Here is a 15741-nt window from a genome sequence, read left to right as displayed (position 1 = left end):
CCGGATTATTCTCCCTGCACAAGGATGCAATCGCTATATACAATTTATACAGTTAAGAACACAATTTTCTTGAAATCCTAACCATAGATGATTATAATAGGGAGAAGGTGTGTCAATTTTGTGCTATTAGTGATATTTGGCATTGCATTGTATTTTAATATACAAAATGCCATTTTTCTTTACGATAAGTTCGCGAAAATCCGCAGGATATTAACTGTTTGCGGGTAATGATAACCATTGTTGGCAAGTTGAAAAAATGTCCATTTTTGACCAAACGGGGTTTGGGGCACCATTTTATAGCAACTTTTTACACAAGAATTGGCTTACGAATATAAACATTTTTGATGTTTCACTGAATTTTATATCTTTAAATTCTTTGTGAAATACTACTAATTTTAGAAAGGGATAGAATGAGAAAACTAGCATTAAGTGATGAAATTTTGCTCAAAGTTGATAAAGCTGCCCGCTATATTGGCGGCGAAGTCAACTCTGTAATGAAAGATAAAAATGAGGTAGAAATCCGTTTTGCCATGTGCTTCCCGGATGTCTATGAAATCGGCATGTCCAACCTCGGTATGATGATCCTCTACAACATGTTCAACCAGCGTGAGGATGTTTGGTGTGAGCGCCTTTTTTCTCCGTGGCCGGATCTGGATAAGGTGATGAGAGAACAGAATATCCCGTTATTTGCACTGGAGTCCCAGGAGCCGATCCGTGATTTTGATTTTCTTGGTATTACTCTTGGTTATGAAATGTGTTATACCAATATCCTCCAGGTACTGGATCTCAGCGGGATTCCGCTGAAAAGTGCGGACCGTGGTGAGGATTTCCCGATTGTGATCGGTGGTGGTGCCTGTGCGTATAATCCGGAGCCGCTGGCGCCGTTTTTTGACCTGTTCTATATTGGAGAGGGCGAGACGGTTTATGATGCTCTTTTTGATGCTTATAAGGCCAATAAGAAAGCTGGCGGCAGCAGGAGAGATTTTCTTCTGGCAGCAGCTAAGATCCCTGGAATTTATGTTCCATCTCTTTATGAAGTTACCTATAAAGAAGACGGCACGATCGCATCCTTTGCTCCAACAGAGGCTGGCGTTCCGGAAAAAGTCCAGAAACAGCTGATTATAGATATGGAGAAGGAATACCGTGCAGTGGAAGCACCGGTTGTTCCACATATCAAAGCTACACAGGATCGTGTAACTCTGGAAATCCAGCGAGGATGTATCCGTGGGTGTCGTTTCTGCCAGGCAGGAATGATCTACCGTCCTACCCGTGAACGTGATGTGGAGACTCTGAAAGAATCCGCACGTATCATGCTGAAAAATACAGGACACGAAGAGATTTCCCTCAGTTCTCTAAGTTCCAGTGATTATTCCCAGCTGAAAGAACTGGTGAATTTCCTGATCGAGGAGTTCCATGGAAAAGCGATCAATATCTCTCTTCCGTCTCTCAGGATCGATGCTTTTGCGCTGGATGTTATGAGTAAAGTGCAGGATGTAAAGAAAAGCAGCCTGACTTTTGCACCGGAGGCCGGTTCTCAGCGTCTCCGTGACGTTATCAACAAAGGACTGACAGAGGAAGTGATCCTCCATGGTGCTGGCGAGGCGTTCAAAGGCGGCTGGAATCAGGTAAAACTTTACTTTATGCTTGGCCTTCCAACAGAAACGGAAGACGATATGAAGGGAATCGCACATCTGGCTCAGAAGATCGCGGAAACCTATTATGAGGTAGTTCCGAAAGAACAGAGGAAAGGGAAAGTACAGATCAATGTAAGCACTTCCTTCTTTGTACCGAAACCGTTTACACCATTCCAGTGGGCACCGATGTATACAGAGCAGGATTTTGTGGAAAAAGCCAAAGTTGTTAAAAGTGAGATCCGTGCACAGCTGAATCAGAGAAGTATCCGTTACAACTGGCATGAACCGGATGTGACAGCGCTGGAAGGATTTCTCGCACGTGGTGACAGACGATGTGCGGACGTGATCCTGAAAGCTTATGAAAAAGGTGCTCTCTATGATGCCTGGACAGAAAATTTTGATTATGATATCTGGAAAGAAGCCATGGCTGAATGTGGCGTAGATATGACATTCTATACACTTCGTGAAAGAAGCCTGGATGAGATCCTTCCATGGGATTTCATTGATACTGGTGTCAGCCGTAAATTCCTGGAGCGTGAATGGCAGCGTGCAAAAGAGGGCGTTGTGACAGAAAACTGCCGTCAGAAATGTTCCGCATGTGGAGCTATGAAATTTAAAGGAGGTGTCTGCCTTGAAGGTAAGAATTAAATTCAGTAAAGAAGGCCCTATGAAGTTTGTGGGACATCTGGATACCATGCGTTATTTCCAGAAAGCACTTCGTCGTGCAGAACTTCCGGTAGCTTTTTCCGGTGGATACAGCCCCCATATGATCATGTCTTTTGCAGTTCCACTTGGTGTTGGAATGGAAAGCCTGGGAGATTATTTTGACCTGGAGATGGCAGAAGATATGCCCACTGATGAGATTGCAGCCCGTCTGGACGAACAGATGGCAGAGGGAATGCATATCGTAAGTGTCCGTAAGGTAGAGGATGGAAAAGCTGGTAAAGCGATGGCGCTGGTGGCAGCAGCAGATTACCTTGTGGAGTTCCGGCCGGGCAAGGAGCCTTCTATTGAATGGAAAAACCGTGTGGAAGAATTTCTGGCACAGCCGGAGATCAAAGTGACCAAACAGACCAAGCGCAGTGAAAAGGAAATCGATCTTCGTCCGAATATCTATAAAATGGAAGTAAGAAATAATAGTCTCTTCTATATGCTGGCATCCGCAAGCTCCAATTACACGAAACCGGAACTGGTAACAAATACATTCTTCAAATGGCTGGGAGAAGAACTTCCGGAATTTGCCTTTACAGTAAAACGTCTGGAAATGTATGCAGACCAGGGAGAAAATGCAAGTCCGCGTTTTGTAACGCTGGAATCATTAGGTGAGGAAATTGAGTAAACTGATCATAACAAGGATGGAGATCCATGATGTACCCTGTACAGTTGCGGCTCTTGTTGAGGAGGAACGGATCGTAGAGGTCCGGCTGGAATCCGATCAGGAAAAATCCATTCTTGGAAATATCTATACCGGACAGGTTGAAAATATCGCATCCAATATCCAGGCGGCTTTTGTTCAGATCGAACCTGGAAAGAGATGTTACTATCCTCTTGCGGAAGCGCAGAGAGCTGTTTTTTCTGCAGGAAGAAAAGGGAACGGGCCATTACGTCCGGGAGATGAACTTCTGGTCCAGGTGAGCAGGGATGCTATGAAGGGAAAACTTCCTGCACTGACATCCAATCTGAATTTTACAGGAAGATATCTTGTTCTTACGACAGGAGATAAAAAATTTGGCCTGTCTTCCAAACTGACACAGGAAGACCGTCGTCGTCTCAGCGGATGGCTGAAAGAAGAAGCAGACCGTCCGGATAAGGAATTCGGGATCATTGTCCGTACCAATGCCGCAGACGCTTCCAAAGAAGAAATCCTGAAGGAACTGGAATGGCTAAAGGGCCGTTACCACAAAGCTGTAGTTCAGGGGCGTAACCGCATCTGCTTCAGTCTGGTTCTGGAGACCGAACCATTTTATGTGGCGGCTGTACGGGATGCTTATGGCCGTGACCTGGATGAGATCATCACCGATGTGCCCGAGATCTGGGAAATGATTCAGGGATATCTGGAAGAGATCAGTCCGGAGCTTAAAGAAAAGCTTCGTTTTTATCAGGATAAACTGCTGCCGCTTTATAAACTGTATCGCGTGGAAACTGCACTGGATACGATCCAGAAAGAAAAAGTATGGCTGAACAGCGGCGGATTTCTGGTAATCCAGCAGACGGAGGCTTTTGTATCCATTGATGTAAACAGTGGAAAATATACCGGAAAGAAGAAAATGGAAGAAACGTTCCGCAAGATCAACCTGGAAGCTGCGGCGGAGATCAGCCGACAGTTACGGCTTCGTAATCTTTCCGGTATTATCCTGATCGATTTTATCAATATGGAAAACCCGGATCACAGAGATGAACTGTTCCATGTTTTACAGAAGCTTCTCAGAAAAGATCCAATAAAGAGCCGGGCCATTGATATCACGCCACTACACATCCTGGAAATGACCAGAAAGAAAGTAAGACGTCCTGTGATCGAAGATATCCGGGAACTTGCAAAAAAATAATAAAAATGTCAAAAAAACTATTGACAGAACAGTAAGTCGCTGTTATGATAATTGAGTATGCCGCACAAAGAGGTTAAAGCGCTTCGGTTTTAAGACAGAAGCCACCGAATTTGGCGAGTAAATAATTAGGAGGTGCCACAGATGTACGCAATTATTGCAACAGGTGGTAAACAGTACAAGGTTGCCGAGGGTGACGTAATTAAAGTTGAAAAGCTCGGTGTAGAAGCTGGTGAAACCGTAACATTTGACAACGTAATCGCAGTTAGCAATGACGGATTAAAAGTTGGCGAAGATGTAAAAGATGCCAGTGTTACCGCTTCTGTAGTTGAAAACGGTAAGAATCGCAAGGTCATCGTTTACAAATACAAACGCAAAACTGGATATCACAAGAAAAACGGACACAGACAGCAGTACACCAAAGTTAAGATCGAAAAGATTAACGGTTAATCTGGTGTCATCATGATTACAATTAAAGTCAGAAAGAAAAACGGATCTTACGAAGAATTTATTTCGAAGGGACATGCCGGTTATGCGGAAGCCGGGCAAGATATTGTCTGTGCTGCTGTGTCTGCACTGATTATTAACACGGTGAATTCTCTTGAGAAATTCACAGACGATAAGTTTGATGTGCAGGAAAAGGATGGATTTGTTTCTATTCATTTCAGAAATGATCTTTCTGAACAGGGAATGCTCCTTATGGATTCCTTACTTCTCGGTCTGACGGAAATTGCTGGTAGTTATAACAATCGATATTTGACAGTAAAAGTCAAGGAGGTGTAACAACAATGATGAAGATGAACCTTCAGTTATTCGCACATAAAAAGGGAGTTGGTTCTACAAAGAACGGTCGTGATTCCGAGTCTAAGAGATTAGGTGCGAAAAGAGCAGACGGACAGTTTGTAAAAGCCGGAAACATTCTTTACAGACAGCGCGGAACCAAGATTCACCCAGGTGAAAACGTAGGCTGCGGTAAAGACTATACTTTATTTGCACTTACAGACGGAGTCGTAAGATTCACAAGAAAAGGTCGCGATAAGAAACAGGTTTCTATCGTTCCTGTAGACGCAGAGTAATGAAATAGGTAAAAGGCTTCAAATCGATCCGGTTTGGAGCCTTTTTTTGGAATAGAGGTGTAATATGTTTGCAGATAGAGCAAGGATCATTATCCGCTCCGGTAAAGGCGGCGACGGACATGTAAGCTTCCGCCGTGAGCTGTATGTGCCAAATGGTGGCCCGGACGGCGGCGATGGCGGCCGTGGCGGTGATGTGATTTTTGAGATCGACGAGGGGCAGAATACTCTCGGAGACTACAGACACAGAAGAAAATATAAAGCTGAGGATGGCCAGGAAGGCGGTAAAAAACGCTGTCATGGCGCCGATGGCAAAGATGTTGTCCTGAAAGTTCCGGAAGGAACGGTCATCATGGATGCGGAATCCGGCAAGGTCATTGCGGATATGTCCGGTGAAAACCGCAGACAGATCGTGTTAAAGGGCGGCCGTGGCGGAAAAGGCAATCAGCACTACGCAACAGCTACCATGCAGGTACCAAAATACGCACAGCCAGGACAGCCGGCTCAGGAGCTTGAAGTTCTCCTTGAGCTCAAAGTGATCGCGGATGTTGGTCTGGTAGGATTCCCGAATGTTGGTAAATCCACTTTCCTTTCCCGTGTGACCAATGCACAGCCGAAGATCGCCAATTATCACTTTACAACATTAAGCCCGAATCTTGGCGTTGTAGATACGGATAACGGTGGTTTTGTTATTGCGGATATCCCGGGACTGATCGAGGGTGCATCTGAAGGTGTGGGACTTGGACATGAATTCCTCCGTCATATTGAGCGTACACGAGTTATTATCCACATTGTAGATGCAGCTTCCGTAGAAGGTCGTGATCCGGTAGAGGATATCCACAAGATCAATAAAGAGCTGGAAGCTTATAATCCGGAAATTGCGGCAAGACCGCAGGTGATCGCAGCCAACAAGATCGACTGCATTTTTGACGATGGTGAAGAAAACCCCATCGATCGACTGAAAGAAGAATTTGAGCCGCAGGGCATTTCCGTATATCCGATTTCAGCTGTTACTGGACAGGGTGTCAGAGAGCTTCTTTTCCATGTAAAAGAGCTTCTGGATAAGAGTCCTATGAAACCGGTCGTGTTTGAACAGGAGTTCTTCCCTGAGGATGTTCTGGTAAATGAGAATCTTCCGTTTACTGTGGAACGCAGCGAAGAAGATCCGGAAATCTTCCTTGTGGAAGGTCCTAAGATTGAAAAAATGCTTGGCTATACAAATCTGGATTCTGAGAAGGGATTTGCGTTCTTCCAGAGATTCCTGAAAGAAGGCGGCATTCTGGAAGAACTGGAAAAGGCCGGTATCCAGGAAGGCGATACGGTTCGTATGTATGGCTTTGATTTCGATTATTATAAATAAGAGGTATGACAAATGACAAGTAAACAGAGAGCATATTTAAAAGGCCTTGCCATGACCATGGATCCGATCCTTCAGCTTGGCAAAGGAGGTCTTACTCCTGAAAATACTGCTGCTGTTGAGGAAGCTCTTGCAGCAAGAGAGCTGATCAAGATCAGTGTTCTTCAGAACTGTCTGGAAGATCCGCGCGAAATGGCACAGGTTCTTGCAGAGAGAACAAGATCTCAGGTAGTACAGGTGATCGGTAAAAAGATCGTTCTCTACAGAGAAGGTAAAAAGGATAAGAAAAAGATCATTCTTCCGTAATTTCGGGAGGTCATAAATGAGCAAAAAAGTAAAAAAGATAGGAATCATGGGCGGCACTTTTGATCCCATTCATATGGGTCATCTGATCCTGGGAGAAAAAGCCTATGAACAACTGGGACTTGATAAGGTTTTGTTTATGCCCTGTGGAAATCCCCCGCATAAACGAAACCGGAAAGGTCGGGCTACCGATGAACAACGTGCGGAAATGGTCCGTCTTGCCATAGAGGACAATTCTCATTTTGAGTTGTCTCTGATCGAGATGCATGAGGAAGGTTATACGTATACTTACCGGACGCTGGAACAGTTGAATGCAGAGAATCCAGATACAGAATATTATTTTATTATCGGTGCGGATTCCCTTTATAATTTTGATACCTGGAGGGAACCGGGACGCATCTGTCAGGAAGCAGTGCTGGTAGTAGCAACCAGAGATCATACCCCGTTAAAGGAGCTTGATCAGCAGATGGAACTTCTGGCACAGAAGTACAGCGGGAATTTTATCCGACTGGATACAATGAATATTGATGTTTCCAGCGAGCTTCTCCGTTCCTGGCATAAAAGCGGACAGAGTCTCCGATACTATGTTCCCCAGCCTGTGATTTCCTATATTGAGAAAAACGATATATATAAAGGAAATGATTCAGATGGGAAAATATGATTTTATCAAGATAAAAAAGAAACTTTCCAAATATCTGGATGAAGCCAGATTTGAGCATACGATGGGAGTTATGTACACCTGTGCCGCACTTGCCATGGTTTATGGTTATGATCTGGAGGATGCACAGGCTGCTGGTCTTCTTCATGACAGTGCTAAGTGTATTCCTAATAAAAAGAAACTGAAACTGTGCAGCCAGCATGATATTTCGGTATCAGATTTTGAAAAGGATCATCCATTTCTTCTCCATGCAAAGCTGGGGGCTTATGTGGCTAGCAGTAAATATGACATTAAAGATGAAGAGATCCTGACAGCGATCACGTATCATACGACAGGAAGGCCGGGAATGAGTCTTCTTGAGAAGATCGTATATATTTCAGACTATATCGAACCAATGCGTGACAAAGCCCCGAATCTTCCAAAAGTGCGAAAGATCGCTTTTGAAGATCTGGATGAGTGTATGTATGAGATTTTGAAAGATACACTGGAATATCTGGAGGAAAATCCCAAGGAGATCGACAGTACGACCAGGGATGCTTATGTTTATTATAAAGACCTCCATGACAAAAAAATGCAGGATGCAGCCAACAGACAGGAGGATTAAAATTCTATGAGTATCGAAAAAGAGATGGTCCGGATCGCCTGCAAGGCACTGGATGATAAAAAAGCAAAAGATATCAAGATCATTGATATCCATGAGGTTTCTGTGATCGCAGATTATTTTGTGATCGCAAGTGCTTCCAACCAGAATCAGGTACAGGCAATGGTTGACAATGCAGATGAGATGCTTGGTCGTGCCGGATACGAGGCAAAACAGATCGAGGGAACCAGAAACTCCAGCTGGGTTCTTATGGATTACGGCGATATGATCATCCATATCTTTGACGAAGAGAACAGACTGTTTTATGATCTGGAGAGAATCTGGAGAGACGGAAAGATTCTTGATGCCCAGGAATTCCTGGCAGAGGGTGAAGAATAAATAAGCTGAACACTAAAAATGCGGTATCCTTTAAACAGATACCGCATTTTGCTGTTTTCGCATAACTGAAAATCATAGTTTAAGAAAAGAAACGGAACACCCCAAATACCTTGCCGAGGATTTTCAGGTTTCCTGTGATAATAATCGGTTCCATATTGTCATTTTCCGGCTGAAGACGATAATAACCATTTTCTTTATAAAATGTTTTGACTGTGGCAGAATCATCAATCAGTGCAACTACCATATCTCCGTTTTCAGCGGTGGACTGCTGTTTTACAAGTACCTGATCGCCATCAAAAATACCGGCGTTGATCATACTGTCACCCTTTACTGTCAGCATAAAACTCTGTTCATTTGGCATATATTCCGCCGGGATTGGAAAGTAGGCATCAATGTTTTCGACAGCCAGGATCGGCTGTCCTGCGGCAACGGTACCTACAAGCGGGACGTTGACAACTTCACGGCGTACCAGATTGAAATTATCGTCTATAATTTCAATTGCACGAGGTTTGGTGGCGTCTCTGCGAATATATCCGTTTTTTTCGAGGGCTTCCAGGTGAGAATGAACAGAAGAGGTGGACTTCAGATTTACTGCTTCACAGATCTCACGTACAGAAGGTGGAAAACCTCTGTTGAGAATTTCATTTTTCATATAATCTAGTATTTCCTGCTGCTTTTTGCTGATTCTGCCATATGTCATATGTATTTACCTCCCTGGGTTAAAGTTTATCTGCTGCCGGACGTAATATGACAGCGTCACGAAATTATATTTTGAATATTATAACATACTTTTGTAAAAATAGCAAACGGATATTCGGAAAGTATGTTCGGACTTTTTAAAGCTTGTATTCAGGAAAAGAAAATGTTACAATAAAACGGATTTTAAGAAATGAAAGATGTAAAGGAGGCATTCGTTTGCCTGATAATAAAGCACACTCCAGCAGCACACCTGGAATACTAGCAAAACTTCGTAAAATTTTTGGTCTGAACATAGGAACGGTAATGTTTGGAGCGATTCTTATTTATATGATTTTCAGTGTGATTCTTTATCTTACGGCTTCTCATATGGAGTCCTATCAGGTTCCGTCAGGTCCCTTGTCCATGAATGAAACATACACCGGGCTGTCTATTATGACAGAAAATGTAGTACAGGCAGATGCCGGTGGGTATGTTACCTATTATGCAAGAGAGGGAACCAAGATCAATGCAAATGGAGCTGTATACAGTTTAAACAGTTCCAAGGCCGCAGACAGTGGTTCTTCTCTGAGTAAGGATGAGCTGGCAGATATCCGCAGTAATATGCAGAGTTTTTCCAAAGGCTTTGATGCAAGTAAATTTAACAGTACATACAGTTTTAAATATCAACTGAACGGAAGTATTCTTCAGTATGCCGCTGATAACTCCAGTGTGTCTACCACCAATACGGTGAATGAAGATGGGGAGGAAGTTACAACAACTACAACAACCGTTTCCAGTGATCCGAATATCCGTCGTGCACAGACCGATGGGATTATTTTGTATTCTACGGATGGATACGAGTCAAAAACGGTTGACACTGTTACAGCTGCAGATTTTGATCAGAATTCTTATCAGGAGACAGATCTGAAAACAGATGGCCAGGTAAATGCCGGAGACGATATTTATACAATTATCACGGATGAACGATGGAGTCTTTTGATTCCGCTAAGTGAAAAACAGGCTGCCAATCTGAAAGACCGCACGTCCATACGTGTCAAATTTTTAAAAGATGATTTGACTCAGACCGGAGATTTTTCCATTATGGAGATTGACGGATCTAAATATGGAAGGATTGATTTCAATAAAGGCCTTATCCGATATGCATCAGATCGTTTCCTTGAAATAGAGCTGGTTACCAATAATGTGACCGGACTGAAAGTTCCGTTATCATCTATAGTAACGAAGGAATTTTATGCAATTCCCTCAAAATATATGACAACGGATAAAGATACACAGCAGTCAGGCTTCATGCTTTCAGGCAGAAACAAAAAAGGAAACAGTACTACAACGTTTATAAATACGGGTATTTACGGACGTGATGAGGTTACGGATGAAAAAACACAGAAAGTAAGTTATATTTATTACGTTGATAAAAGTAAATTCAATGAGGGCGATGCAATCATTGATCCGGACAGTGGAGAAAAGTTTGTAATCGGAGATACAGAAGTTCTGGAGGGCGTTTACTGCATCAACCAAGGGTATGCTGTATTTCGCAGAATTGAAATTCTGGATGAAAATGAAGAATACGCGGTTGTTTCCAAAGAAACATATAATGGACTTGTCAGATATGACCGTATTGTAAAAAATGCAGATAAAGTAAGTGAACAAGATATACTTTATTAATAAAGGAGGCTTTCGGCTATGGTAGCGGAAAATTTAGTACAGGTACAAAAAAATATTGAAGAATCCTGTAAGAAGGTAAATAGAGATCCGGGAGAGGTGACACTTATTGCTGTCAGCAAAACCAAACCAGTGGAAATGCTTCAGGAGGCTTATGCCGCAGGTGCACGTGTTTTCGGAGAAAATAAAGTACAGGAGATTGTGGATAAATATGATCAGATGTCGGCGGATGTTCAGTGGCATATGATCGGACATCTGCAGCGTAACAAAGTAAAATATATTGTGGATAAGGTTGCGATGATTCATTCTGTAGATTCTCTTCGACTGGCTGAAACCATAGAAAAAGAGGCAGAGAAAAAGGATGTAGTCGTACCGATTCTTATAGAAGTAAATGTAGCTCAGGAAGAGAGCAAATTTGGCTTAAAACCGGAAGAAGTTTTGCCCTTTATTGAACAGATTGCAGGTTTTTCCCATATACAGGTCAAAGGCCTTATGACAATTGCTCCTTATGTAGAAAATGCTGAGGAAAATCGTGAAATTTTCCGTGAACTCAAGAAATTAAGTGTTGACATTGCAGCTAAAAACATTAATAATGTTACTATGAGTGTTCTGAGTATGGGAATGACCGGAGATTATATGGTCGCCGTGCAGGAGGGCGCTACGATGGTGCGTGTAGGTACCGGTATTTTCGGTGCAAGAAATTACGCAATATAAGACTAATAAGATTGGAGATTTAAAATGGGCGTTTTAGATAAATTTTTAGATGCCATCAAACTGAACGACGATTATGACGATGACGAATTATTAGATGACAGCATCCTTGAGGAAGAAGATGATTACGACGACGACTTCCTTGATGATGACGATGATATGGAAGAAAAACCGAAGAAAAAGTTTTTTGAGAAATTTTCCAAAAAGAAAACAGAGGAAGAAGAGGATTTTCTGGATGATGAGCCGGAAGAAGAACCAATTAAAGTGGCTTCTCCAAAGGTAACAGCCAAGACTGCTGCAACAAAAGCACCTGCAAGACAGGAACGTGTTTCCAGACCAGCTCCGTCTTCGAAAATCACACCAATGCGTACAAGTAAGCGTTCCGCACAGACTGTAAATATGGAAGTCTGTGTAATTAAACCGACTACTATGGAAGAAGCCAGAGAGATTGCGGATACACTTGTTGACAATTCTACTGTAATTCTGAATCTTGAGGGAATTGATGTGGAACTTGCTCAGAGGATCATTGATTTTACTTCAGGAGCATGTTATTCCCTGGGAGGAAGTCTTCAGCAGGTATCCAGCTACATTTTTGTACTTGGACCATATAATGTAGATATTACCGGTGATCTTCAGAATATCCTTGGAGGATCTGTACCATCTGTAAGAGTAGGGTACTGATTTCATGGATAAAGAAGAACTTTTTATCAAGAGAATCCGTGAACTGGCGAATATGGCATATCAGCGAGATATTACCACATTTACGGATTTTCTTAATTTAAATGAACGAAATATTTTAAACAGCCAGAATTTTCATAAGCTGGGCGTAACAGCGGAAAGTTTTGGAGGATATGAAAATGCAGAGCGTCAGATGGTAGCCTTTCATTCTGATGCTCTTACTTTTACAGGGGAATATCCTATTGACTGTATCCGTCTGGAACCCAAGGCAGTAAAATTTTCGGAAGATTTGACACATCGGGATTATCTTGGAGCCATATTAAATCTTGGTGTTGATAGAAGTGTTGTGGGGGATATTCTCATAGAAGATCATACGGCAAGTTTCTTCTGCCTGCATAGAATGACAGATTTTTTTCTGGAGAATCTGTGCCGTGTAAGACATACCACCGTTGTGGCTTCCAGGATAGAAGACCCCGGTGAATTTCCACAGCCGAAAATGACACCAATTACAGGTACCTGTGCTTCTGTACGTCTGGATTCATTGATCGCACTGGCTTTTGGGACGTCAAGAAGCAGTATTGTACATTGTATTGAAGAAGGTCTTGTATTTGTAAATGGAAAACTGATTACATCCAATGGCTATGAGCCTAAAGAAGGCGATATTATATCCGTTCGAAAAAAAGGACGTTTTATTTTTGATGGAGTATCCCGCCGGACGAAAAAAGGACGTCTCGGTGTACGTATTCTGCTTTATATCTGACAGCAAGGAGGAAAACGCGATGGCTGAATCAAAATTACTTGTAAAGCGTGAGGGGGATTTTAGATATCCAATCTGTTTTGAAGAGGATTTTTCCAATCTGGCTCAGGTTATGAGAGAAGAAGGACTTGCGGACAGAAAAATCTGTATTGTAACAGATTCTAATGTAGGTCCATTGTATGAAGCACCTGTAAAAAAAGCTTTAAGTGAAGTAAGCTCTGATATTTCCGTGTTTACTTTTAAGGCCGGAGAAAAAAATAAAAATCTGGATACCGTTTCCAGCTTGTATCAGGCACTGATTAGTAACGGACTTGATCGAAAAAGTCTTCTTGTTGCTCTGGGTGGCGGTGTTGTAGGTGATCTTACCGGATTTGGAGCGGCTACTTATCTTCGGGGAATTGATTTTATTCAGGTTCCAACGACGTTACTTGCTCAGGTAGACAGCAGCGTTGGTGGAAAAACAGGAGTAGATTTCCAGCAGTATAAAAATATGGTTGGAGCTTTTCATCAGCCACGTCTTGTTTATATGAATATGAGTACTCTTTCTTCTCTGCCGGCAGAACAGTTTGCGTGTGGAATGGGTGAGATCCTGAAAACAGGACTGATCTGTGATGAAGAATTTTTCCGTTTTGTATGCCGTGAGCAGAAAGAGATTAAAAAGCTGGACATGAAACGGATTGCCAGAATGGTACGCAAATGCTGTGAGATCAAAGCTGGTGTTGTGGAGCGTGATCCAAAGGAGCAGGGAGAGCGTGCACTTCTCAACCTGGGACACACCGTAGGTCATGCGGTAGAAAAACTCAAGAATTTCATCTTGCTTCATGGGCAGTGTGTGGGAGCCGGACTGGTAGCTGCGGCGTATCTTTCCATGAAACGAGGACTTTTGACAGAAGAAGAATATCAGGAAATTCGTCAGGGATGTGCGGACTATGATCTTCCTGTACATGTAGATGGCCTTATTCCGGAAGAAGTTCTTTTGGCAACAAAGAAAGATAAAAAAATGGAACAGGGTCATATTAAGTTTATCCTGATGGACGGCATCGGAAAAAGTTTTATTGACAAAACAGTTACCGATGAAGAACTGTTATCCTGTATTCAGGAGATAACTTTATGATCAGCCGTGTTAACCATCATCAGAAAATGTCTCCTGGCAAATGTCTGGCAGGGGATATTTTCCTGATGATCTTACTTGTAGCCACAGATCAGGTGGCGAAATGGCTGTCATATCTGTATCTGAAAGGGCAACTGTCGATTTCGCTGATTCCCGGTGTACTTGAACTTCATTATCTTTATCCGGAAAACAGGGGAATTGCTTTTGGAATGTTTCAGGGAAGTGTACTTTTCTTTGCAATTGTAAGTGTGCTGTTTCTGGGAGTGATTCTCTATGCATGGATCCGTATTCCAAAAGAGCGTTTTTATCTGCCGCTGCTTACAATTGCCACAGTACTTGCTGCCGGTGCTCTGGGGAATTTTATTGATCGTTTTTTCAGAGGATATGTGATTGATTTTATCTATTTCTCCCTGATTGATTTTCCGGTGTTTAATCTGGCAGATATTTATGTGGTTGCAAGTGGGATTTTTCTGATTCTGTTTGTGTGTACCAAATACAGAGATGATGATTTTTCATTTCTGAATATTAAACGGTGATTTGGTCAGAGGATGATGGATTCATCTGATTTTGCAGGAGATATAAAATGGAAATATACGATTATACAGTAGAAAAAGAAGAATCAGGTATACGAATCGACCGCTATCTTGCAGAAAAAGACAGCGGTCTTTCCAGGTCGTTCATTCAGAAACTTCTGAAAGATGGACAGATTACAGTTGGGGATAAGGCTGCCAAATCCAATTATAAGGTCAGGGAAAACGACAGAATTCATCTGGAGATTCCGGATTCCAGTGAACCGGATATTGTTCCGGAGGATATTCCGCTGGATATTCTTTATGAGGATGAAGATGTGCTGATCGTTAATAAGCCCAAAGGAATGGTGGTACATCCTGCTGCCGGGCATTATCAGGGAACACTGGTAAATGCGGTTATGGCCCATTGTGGTGACAGCCTTTCCGGGATCAACGGGGTGATGAGACCTGGAATTGTCCACAGAATTGATAAAGATACTACCGGTGCGCTTCTGGTGTGCAAGAACGATACGGCCCACCGGGATCTGGCAGAACAGCTGAAATGCCACAGTATCCGGAGACGTTATCGTGCAGTTGTACAGGGAAATCTGAAAGAGGACGAGGGAACCATAGAAGGTCCTATCGGACGTCATCCAACAGATCGTAAAAAAATGGCCATCAATTACAAAAATGGGAAAGATGCGGTAACACATTACAAAGTACTGGAACGTTTTGGACAGGCAACCTATGTGGAATGCCGGCTAGAAACAGGGCGTACCCATCAGATCCGCGTGCATATGGCCAGCATCGGACATCCACTTCTGGGAGATACGGTATATGGGTCTTCAAAAAATCCCTATCATCTGGAGGGACAGGCTCTTCATGCAATGATTCTTGGGTTTGTTCATCCACGTACCTGTGAATATATGGAATTTACAGCTCCACTTCCGGAATATTTTGTTAAATTGCTGTCAAAATTGCGAAAATAACTGGAAAACTTGTGAAATATAGTGTATAATAGCTGTATTAAAGAGGAAGCGAAGTTCATATTTATGAATTTGCTGAATCGA

19 protein-coding genes are annotated in these 15741 nt (G+C 42.6%); 18 read left to right on the top strand and 1 reads right to left on the bottom strand.

Annotated elements, in window-relative coordinates:
* Positions 1-410: 410 nt before the first annotated feature.
* The 11 genes from KQI39_RS02005 to rsfS all read left to right on the top strand — a co-directional run bounded on the left by KQI39_RS02005 (position 411) and on the right by rsfS (position 8547).
* Positions 411-2282, top strand: coding sequence for a TIGR03960 family B12-binding radical SAM protein (locus KQI39_RS02005; protein ID WP_216416045.1), 1872 nt, complete (start codon positions 411-413; stop codon positions 2280-2282).
* Complete coding sequence (locus KQI39_RS02000) at positions 2257-2973, top strand: TIGR03936 family radical SAM-associated protein (RefSeq protein ID WP_334300786.1); 717 nt, start codon at positions 2257-2259, stop codon at positions 2971-2973. The genes KQI39_RS02005 and KQI39_RS02000 overlap by 26 nt, the downstream gene beginning before the upstream one ends.
* The gene (locus KQI39_RS01995; protein WP_334300785.1) at positions 2957-4180 is read left to right on the top strand and encodes a ribonuclease E/G; all 1224 of its coding nucleotides are present in this window, start codon (positions 2957-2959) and stop codon (positions 4178-4180) included. The genes KQI39_RS02000 and KQI39_RS01995 overlap by 17 nt, the downstream gene beginning before the upstream one ends.
* A gap of 141 nt (positions 4181-4321) precedes the next feature.
* Positions 4322-4627 (top strand): 50S ribosomal protein L21, encoded by a 306-nt coding sequence (gene rplU / locus KQI39_RS01990; protein WP_015525170.1) that lies wholly within the window; start codon positions 4322-4324, stop codon positions 4625-4627.
* Between the two features lie 12 nt (positions 4628-4639).
* Entirely contained in the window at positions 4640-4960 is a 321-nt protein-coding gene (locus KQI39_RS01985) for a ribosomal-processing cysteine protease Prp (RefSeq protein WP_216416041.1), read from the top strand.
* 5 nt (positions 4961-4965) lie between these two features.
* Positions 4966-5253, top strand: a complete 288-nt coding sequence (rpmA, locus tag KQI39_RS01980; protein WP_015525168.1) for a 50S ribosomal protein L27 — start codon at positions 4966-4968, stop codon at positions 5251-5253.
* A 64-nt stretch (positions 5254-5317) separates the two neighbouring features.
* Positions 5318-6610 (top strand): GTPase ObgE, encoded by a 1293-nt coding sequence (gene obgE / locus KQI39_RS01975; protein ID WP_216416039.1) that lies wholly within the window; start codon positions 5318-5320, stop codon positions 6608-6610.
* 12 nt (positions 6611-6622) lie between these two features.
* Positions 6623-6913: a ribosome assembly RNA-binding protein YhbY gene (gene yhbY / locus KQI39_RS01970; protein ID WP_021978046.1), complete on the top strand. Its 291-nt coding sequence runs from the start codon at positions 6623-6625 to the stop codon at positions 6911-6913.
* A 16-nt stretch (positions 6914-6929) separates the two neighbouring features.
* Positions 6930-7571: a nicotinate-nucleotide adenylyltransferase gene (gene nadD / locus KQI39_RS01965; protein ID WP_216416037.1), complete on the top strand. Its 642-nt coding sequence runs from the start codon at positions 6930-6932 to the stop codon at positions 7569-7571.
* Positions 7558-8172 (top strand): bis(5'-nucleosyl)-tetraphosphatase (symmetrical) YqeK, encoded by a 615-nt coding sequence (yqeK, locus tag KQI39_RS01960; protein WP_216416035.1) that lies wholly within the window; start codon positions 7558-7560, stop codon positions 8170-8172. Before nadD ends, yqeK begins: the two co-directional genes overlap by 14 nt.
* 6 nt (positions 8173-8178) lie before the next feature.
* Positions 8179-8547, top strand: coding sequence for a ribosome silencing factor (gene rsfS, locus KQI39_RS01955; RefSeq protein ID WP_021978043.1), 369 nt, complete (start codon positions 8179-8181; stop codon positions 8545-8547).
* 79 nt (positions 8548-8626) lie between these two features.
* Here the strand turns inward: rsfS and lexA are convergent, their stop codons facing one another.
* Positions 8627-9247, bottom strand: a complete 621-nt coding sequence (gene lexA, locus KQI39_RS01950; protein ID WP_021978042.1) for a transcriptional repressor LexA — start codon at positions 9245-9247, stop codon at positions 8627-8629.
* Between the two features lie 215 nt (positions 9248-9462).
* Here lexA and KQI39_RS01945 point away from each other — a divergent pair, with 215 nt between their 5' ends.
* The 7 genes from KQI39_RS01945 to KQI39_RS01915 are packed head-to-tail and all read left to right on the top strand — an operon-like array spanning position 9463 to position 15660.
* On the top strand, positions 9463-10908 hold the full coding sequence (locus KQI39_RS01945) for an HlyD family efflux transporter periplasmic adaptor subunit (protein ID WP_253293018.1): 1446 nt from the start codon (positions 9463-9465) through the stop codon (positions 10906-10908).
* Positions 10909-10926: 18 nt separating this feature from the next.
* A complete protein-coding gene (locus KQI39_RS01940) occupies positions 10927-11619 on the top strand; it encodes a YggS family pyridoxal phosphate-dependent enzyme (protein ID WP_216416033.1) in 693 nt (230 codons plus the stop codon).
* Positions 11620-11643: 24 nt separating this feature from the next.
* Positions 11644-12297, top strand: coding sequence for a cell division protein SepF (locus KQI39_RS01935; RefSeq protein WP_173761617.1), 654 nt, complete (start codon positions 11644-11646; stop codon positions 12295-12297).
* 4 nt (positions 12298-12301) lie between these two features.
* Positions 12302-13054, top strand: coding sequence for a YlmH/Sll1252 family protein (locus KQI39_RS01930; protein ID WP_173761618.1), 753 nt, complete (start codon positions 12302-12304; stop codon positions 13052-13054).
* A gap of 19 nt (positions 13055-13073) precedes the next feature.
* The gene (aroB, locus tag KQI39_RS01925) at positions 13074-14165 is read left to right on the top strand and encodes a 3-dehydroquinate synthase (protein ID WP_216416032.1); all 1092 of its coding nucleotides are present in this window, start codon (positions 13074-13076) and stop codon (positions 14163-14165) included.
* Positions 14162-14698 (top strand): signal peptidase II, encoded by a 537-nt coding sequence (lspA, locus tag KQI39_RS01920; protein ID WP_216416029.1) that lies wholly within the window; start codon positions 14162-14164, stop codon positions 14696-14698. Before aroB ends, lspA begins: the two co-directional genes overlap by 4 nt.
* Positions 14699-14745: 47 nt before the next feature.
* A complete protein-coding gene (locus KQI39_RS01915) occupies positions 14746-15660 on the top strand; it encodes an RluA family pseudouridine synthase (protein WP_021978035.1) in 915 nt (304 codons plus the stop codon).
* Positions 15661-15741: the final 81 nt, after the last annotated feature.

This window comes from Blautia sp. MSJ-36 (genome assembly GCF_018917985.1).
GTDB lineage: Bacteria > Bacillota > Clostridia > Lachnospirales > Lachnospiraceae > Blautia_A.
Note: the sequence above shows the minus strand (reverse complement) of the source record. Positions and strands in the feature narration are given on the sequence as shown.

Bases quoted from the DNA above. Each gene is read 5' to 3' on its own strand.
- aroB (WP_216416032.1), top strand. From the start codon at position 13,074: ATGGCTGAATCAAAATTACTTGTAAAGCGTGAGGGGGATTTTAGATAT.
- rsfS (WP_021978043.1), top strand. From the start codon at position 8,179: ATGAGTATCGAAAAAGAGATGGTCCGGATCGCCTGCAAGGCACTGGAT.
- KQI39_RS01985 (WP_216416041.1), top strand. From the start codon at position 4,640: ATGATTACAATTAAAGTCAGAAAGAAAAACGGATCTTACGAAGAATTT.
- rpmA (WP_015525168.1), top strand. From the start codon at position 4,966: ATGATGAAGATGAACCTTCAGTTATTCGCACATAAAAAGGGAGTTGGT.
- lexA (WP_021978042.1), bottom strand. From the start codon at position 9,247: ATGACATATGGCAGAATCAGCAAAAAGCAGCAGGAAATACTAGATTAT.
- yhbY (WP_021978046.1), top strand. From the start codon at position 6,623: ATGACAAGTAAACAGAGAGCATATTTAAAAGGCCTTGCCATGACCATG.
- KQI39_RS01935 (WP_173761617.1), top strand. From the start codon at position 11,644: ATGGGCGTTTTAGATAAATTTTTAGATGCCATCAAACTGAACGACGAT.
- nadD (WP_216416037.1), top strand. From the start codon at position 6,930: ATGAGCAAAAAAGTAAAAAAGATAGGAATCATGGGCGGCACTTTTGAT.
- lspA (WP_216416029.1), top strand. From the start codon at position 14,162: ATGATCAGCCGTGTTAACCATCATCAGAAAATGTCTCCTGGCAAATGT.
- KQI39_RS01915 (WP_021978035.1), top strand. From the start codon at position 14,746: ATGGAAATATACGATTATACAGTAGAAAAAGAAGAATCAGGTATACGA.
- obgE (WP_216416039.1), top strand. From the start codon at position 5,318: ATGTTTGCAGATAGAGCAAGGATCATTATCCGCTCCGGTAAAGGCGGC.
- KQI39_RS02005 (WP_216416045.1), top strand. From the start codon at position 411: ATGAGAAAACTAGCATTAAGTGATGAAATTTTGCTCAAAGTTGATAAA.
- KQI39_RS01930 (WP_173761618.1), top strand. From the start codon at position 12,302: ATGGATAAAGAAGAACTTTTTATCAAGAGAATCCGTGAACTGGCGAAT.
- KQI39_RS01940 (WP_216416033.1), top strand. From the start codon at position 10,927: ATGGTAGCGGAAAATTTAGTACAGGTACAAAAAAATATTGAAGAATCC.
- yqeK (WP_216416035.1), top strand. From the start codon at position 7,558: ATGGGAAAATATGATTTTATCAAGATAAAAAAGAAACTTTCCAAATAT.
- rplU (WP_015525170.1), top strand. From the start codon at position 4,322: ATGTACGCAATTATTGCAACAGGTGGTAAACAGTACAAGGTTGCCGAG.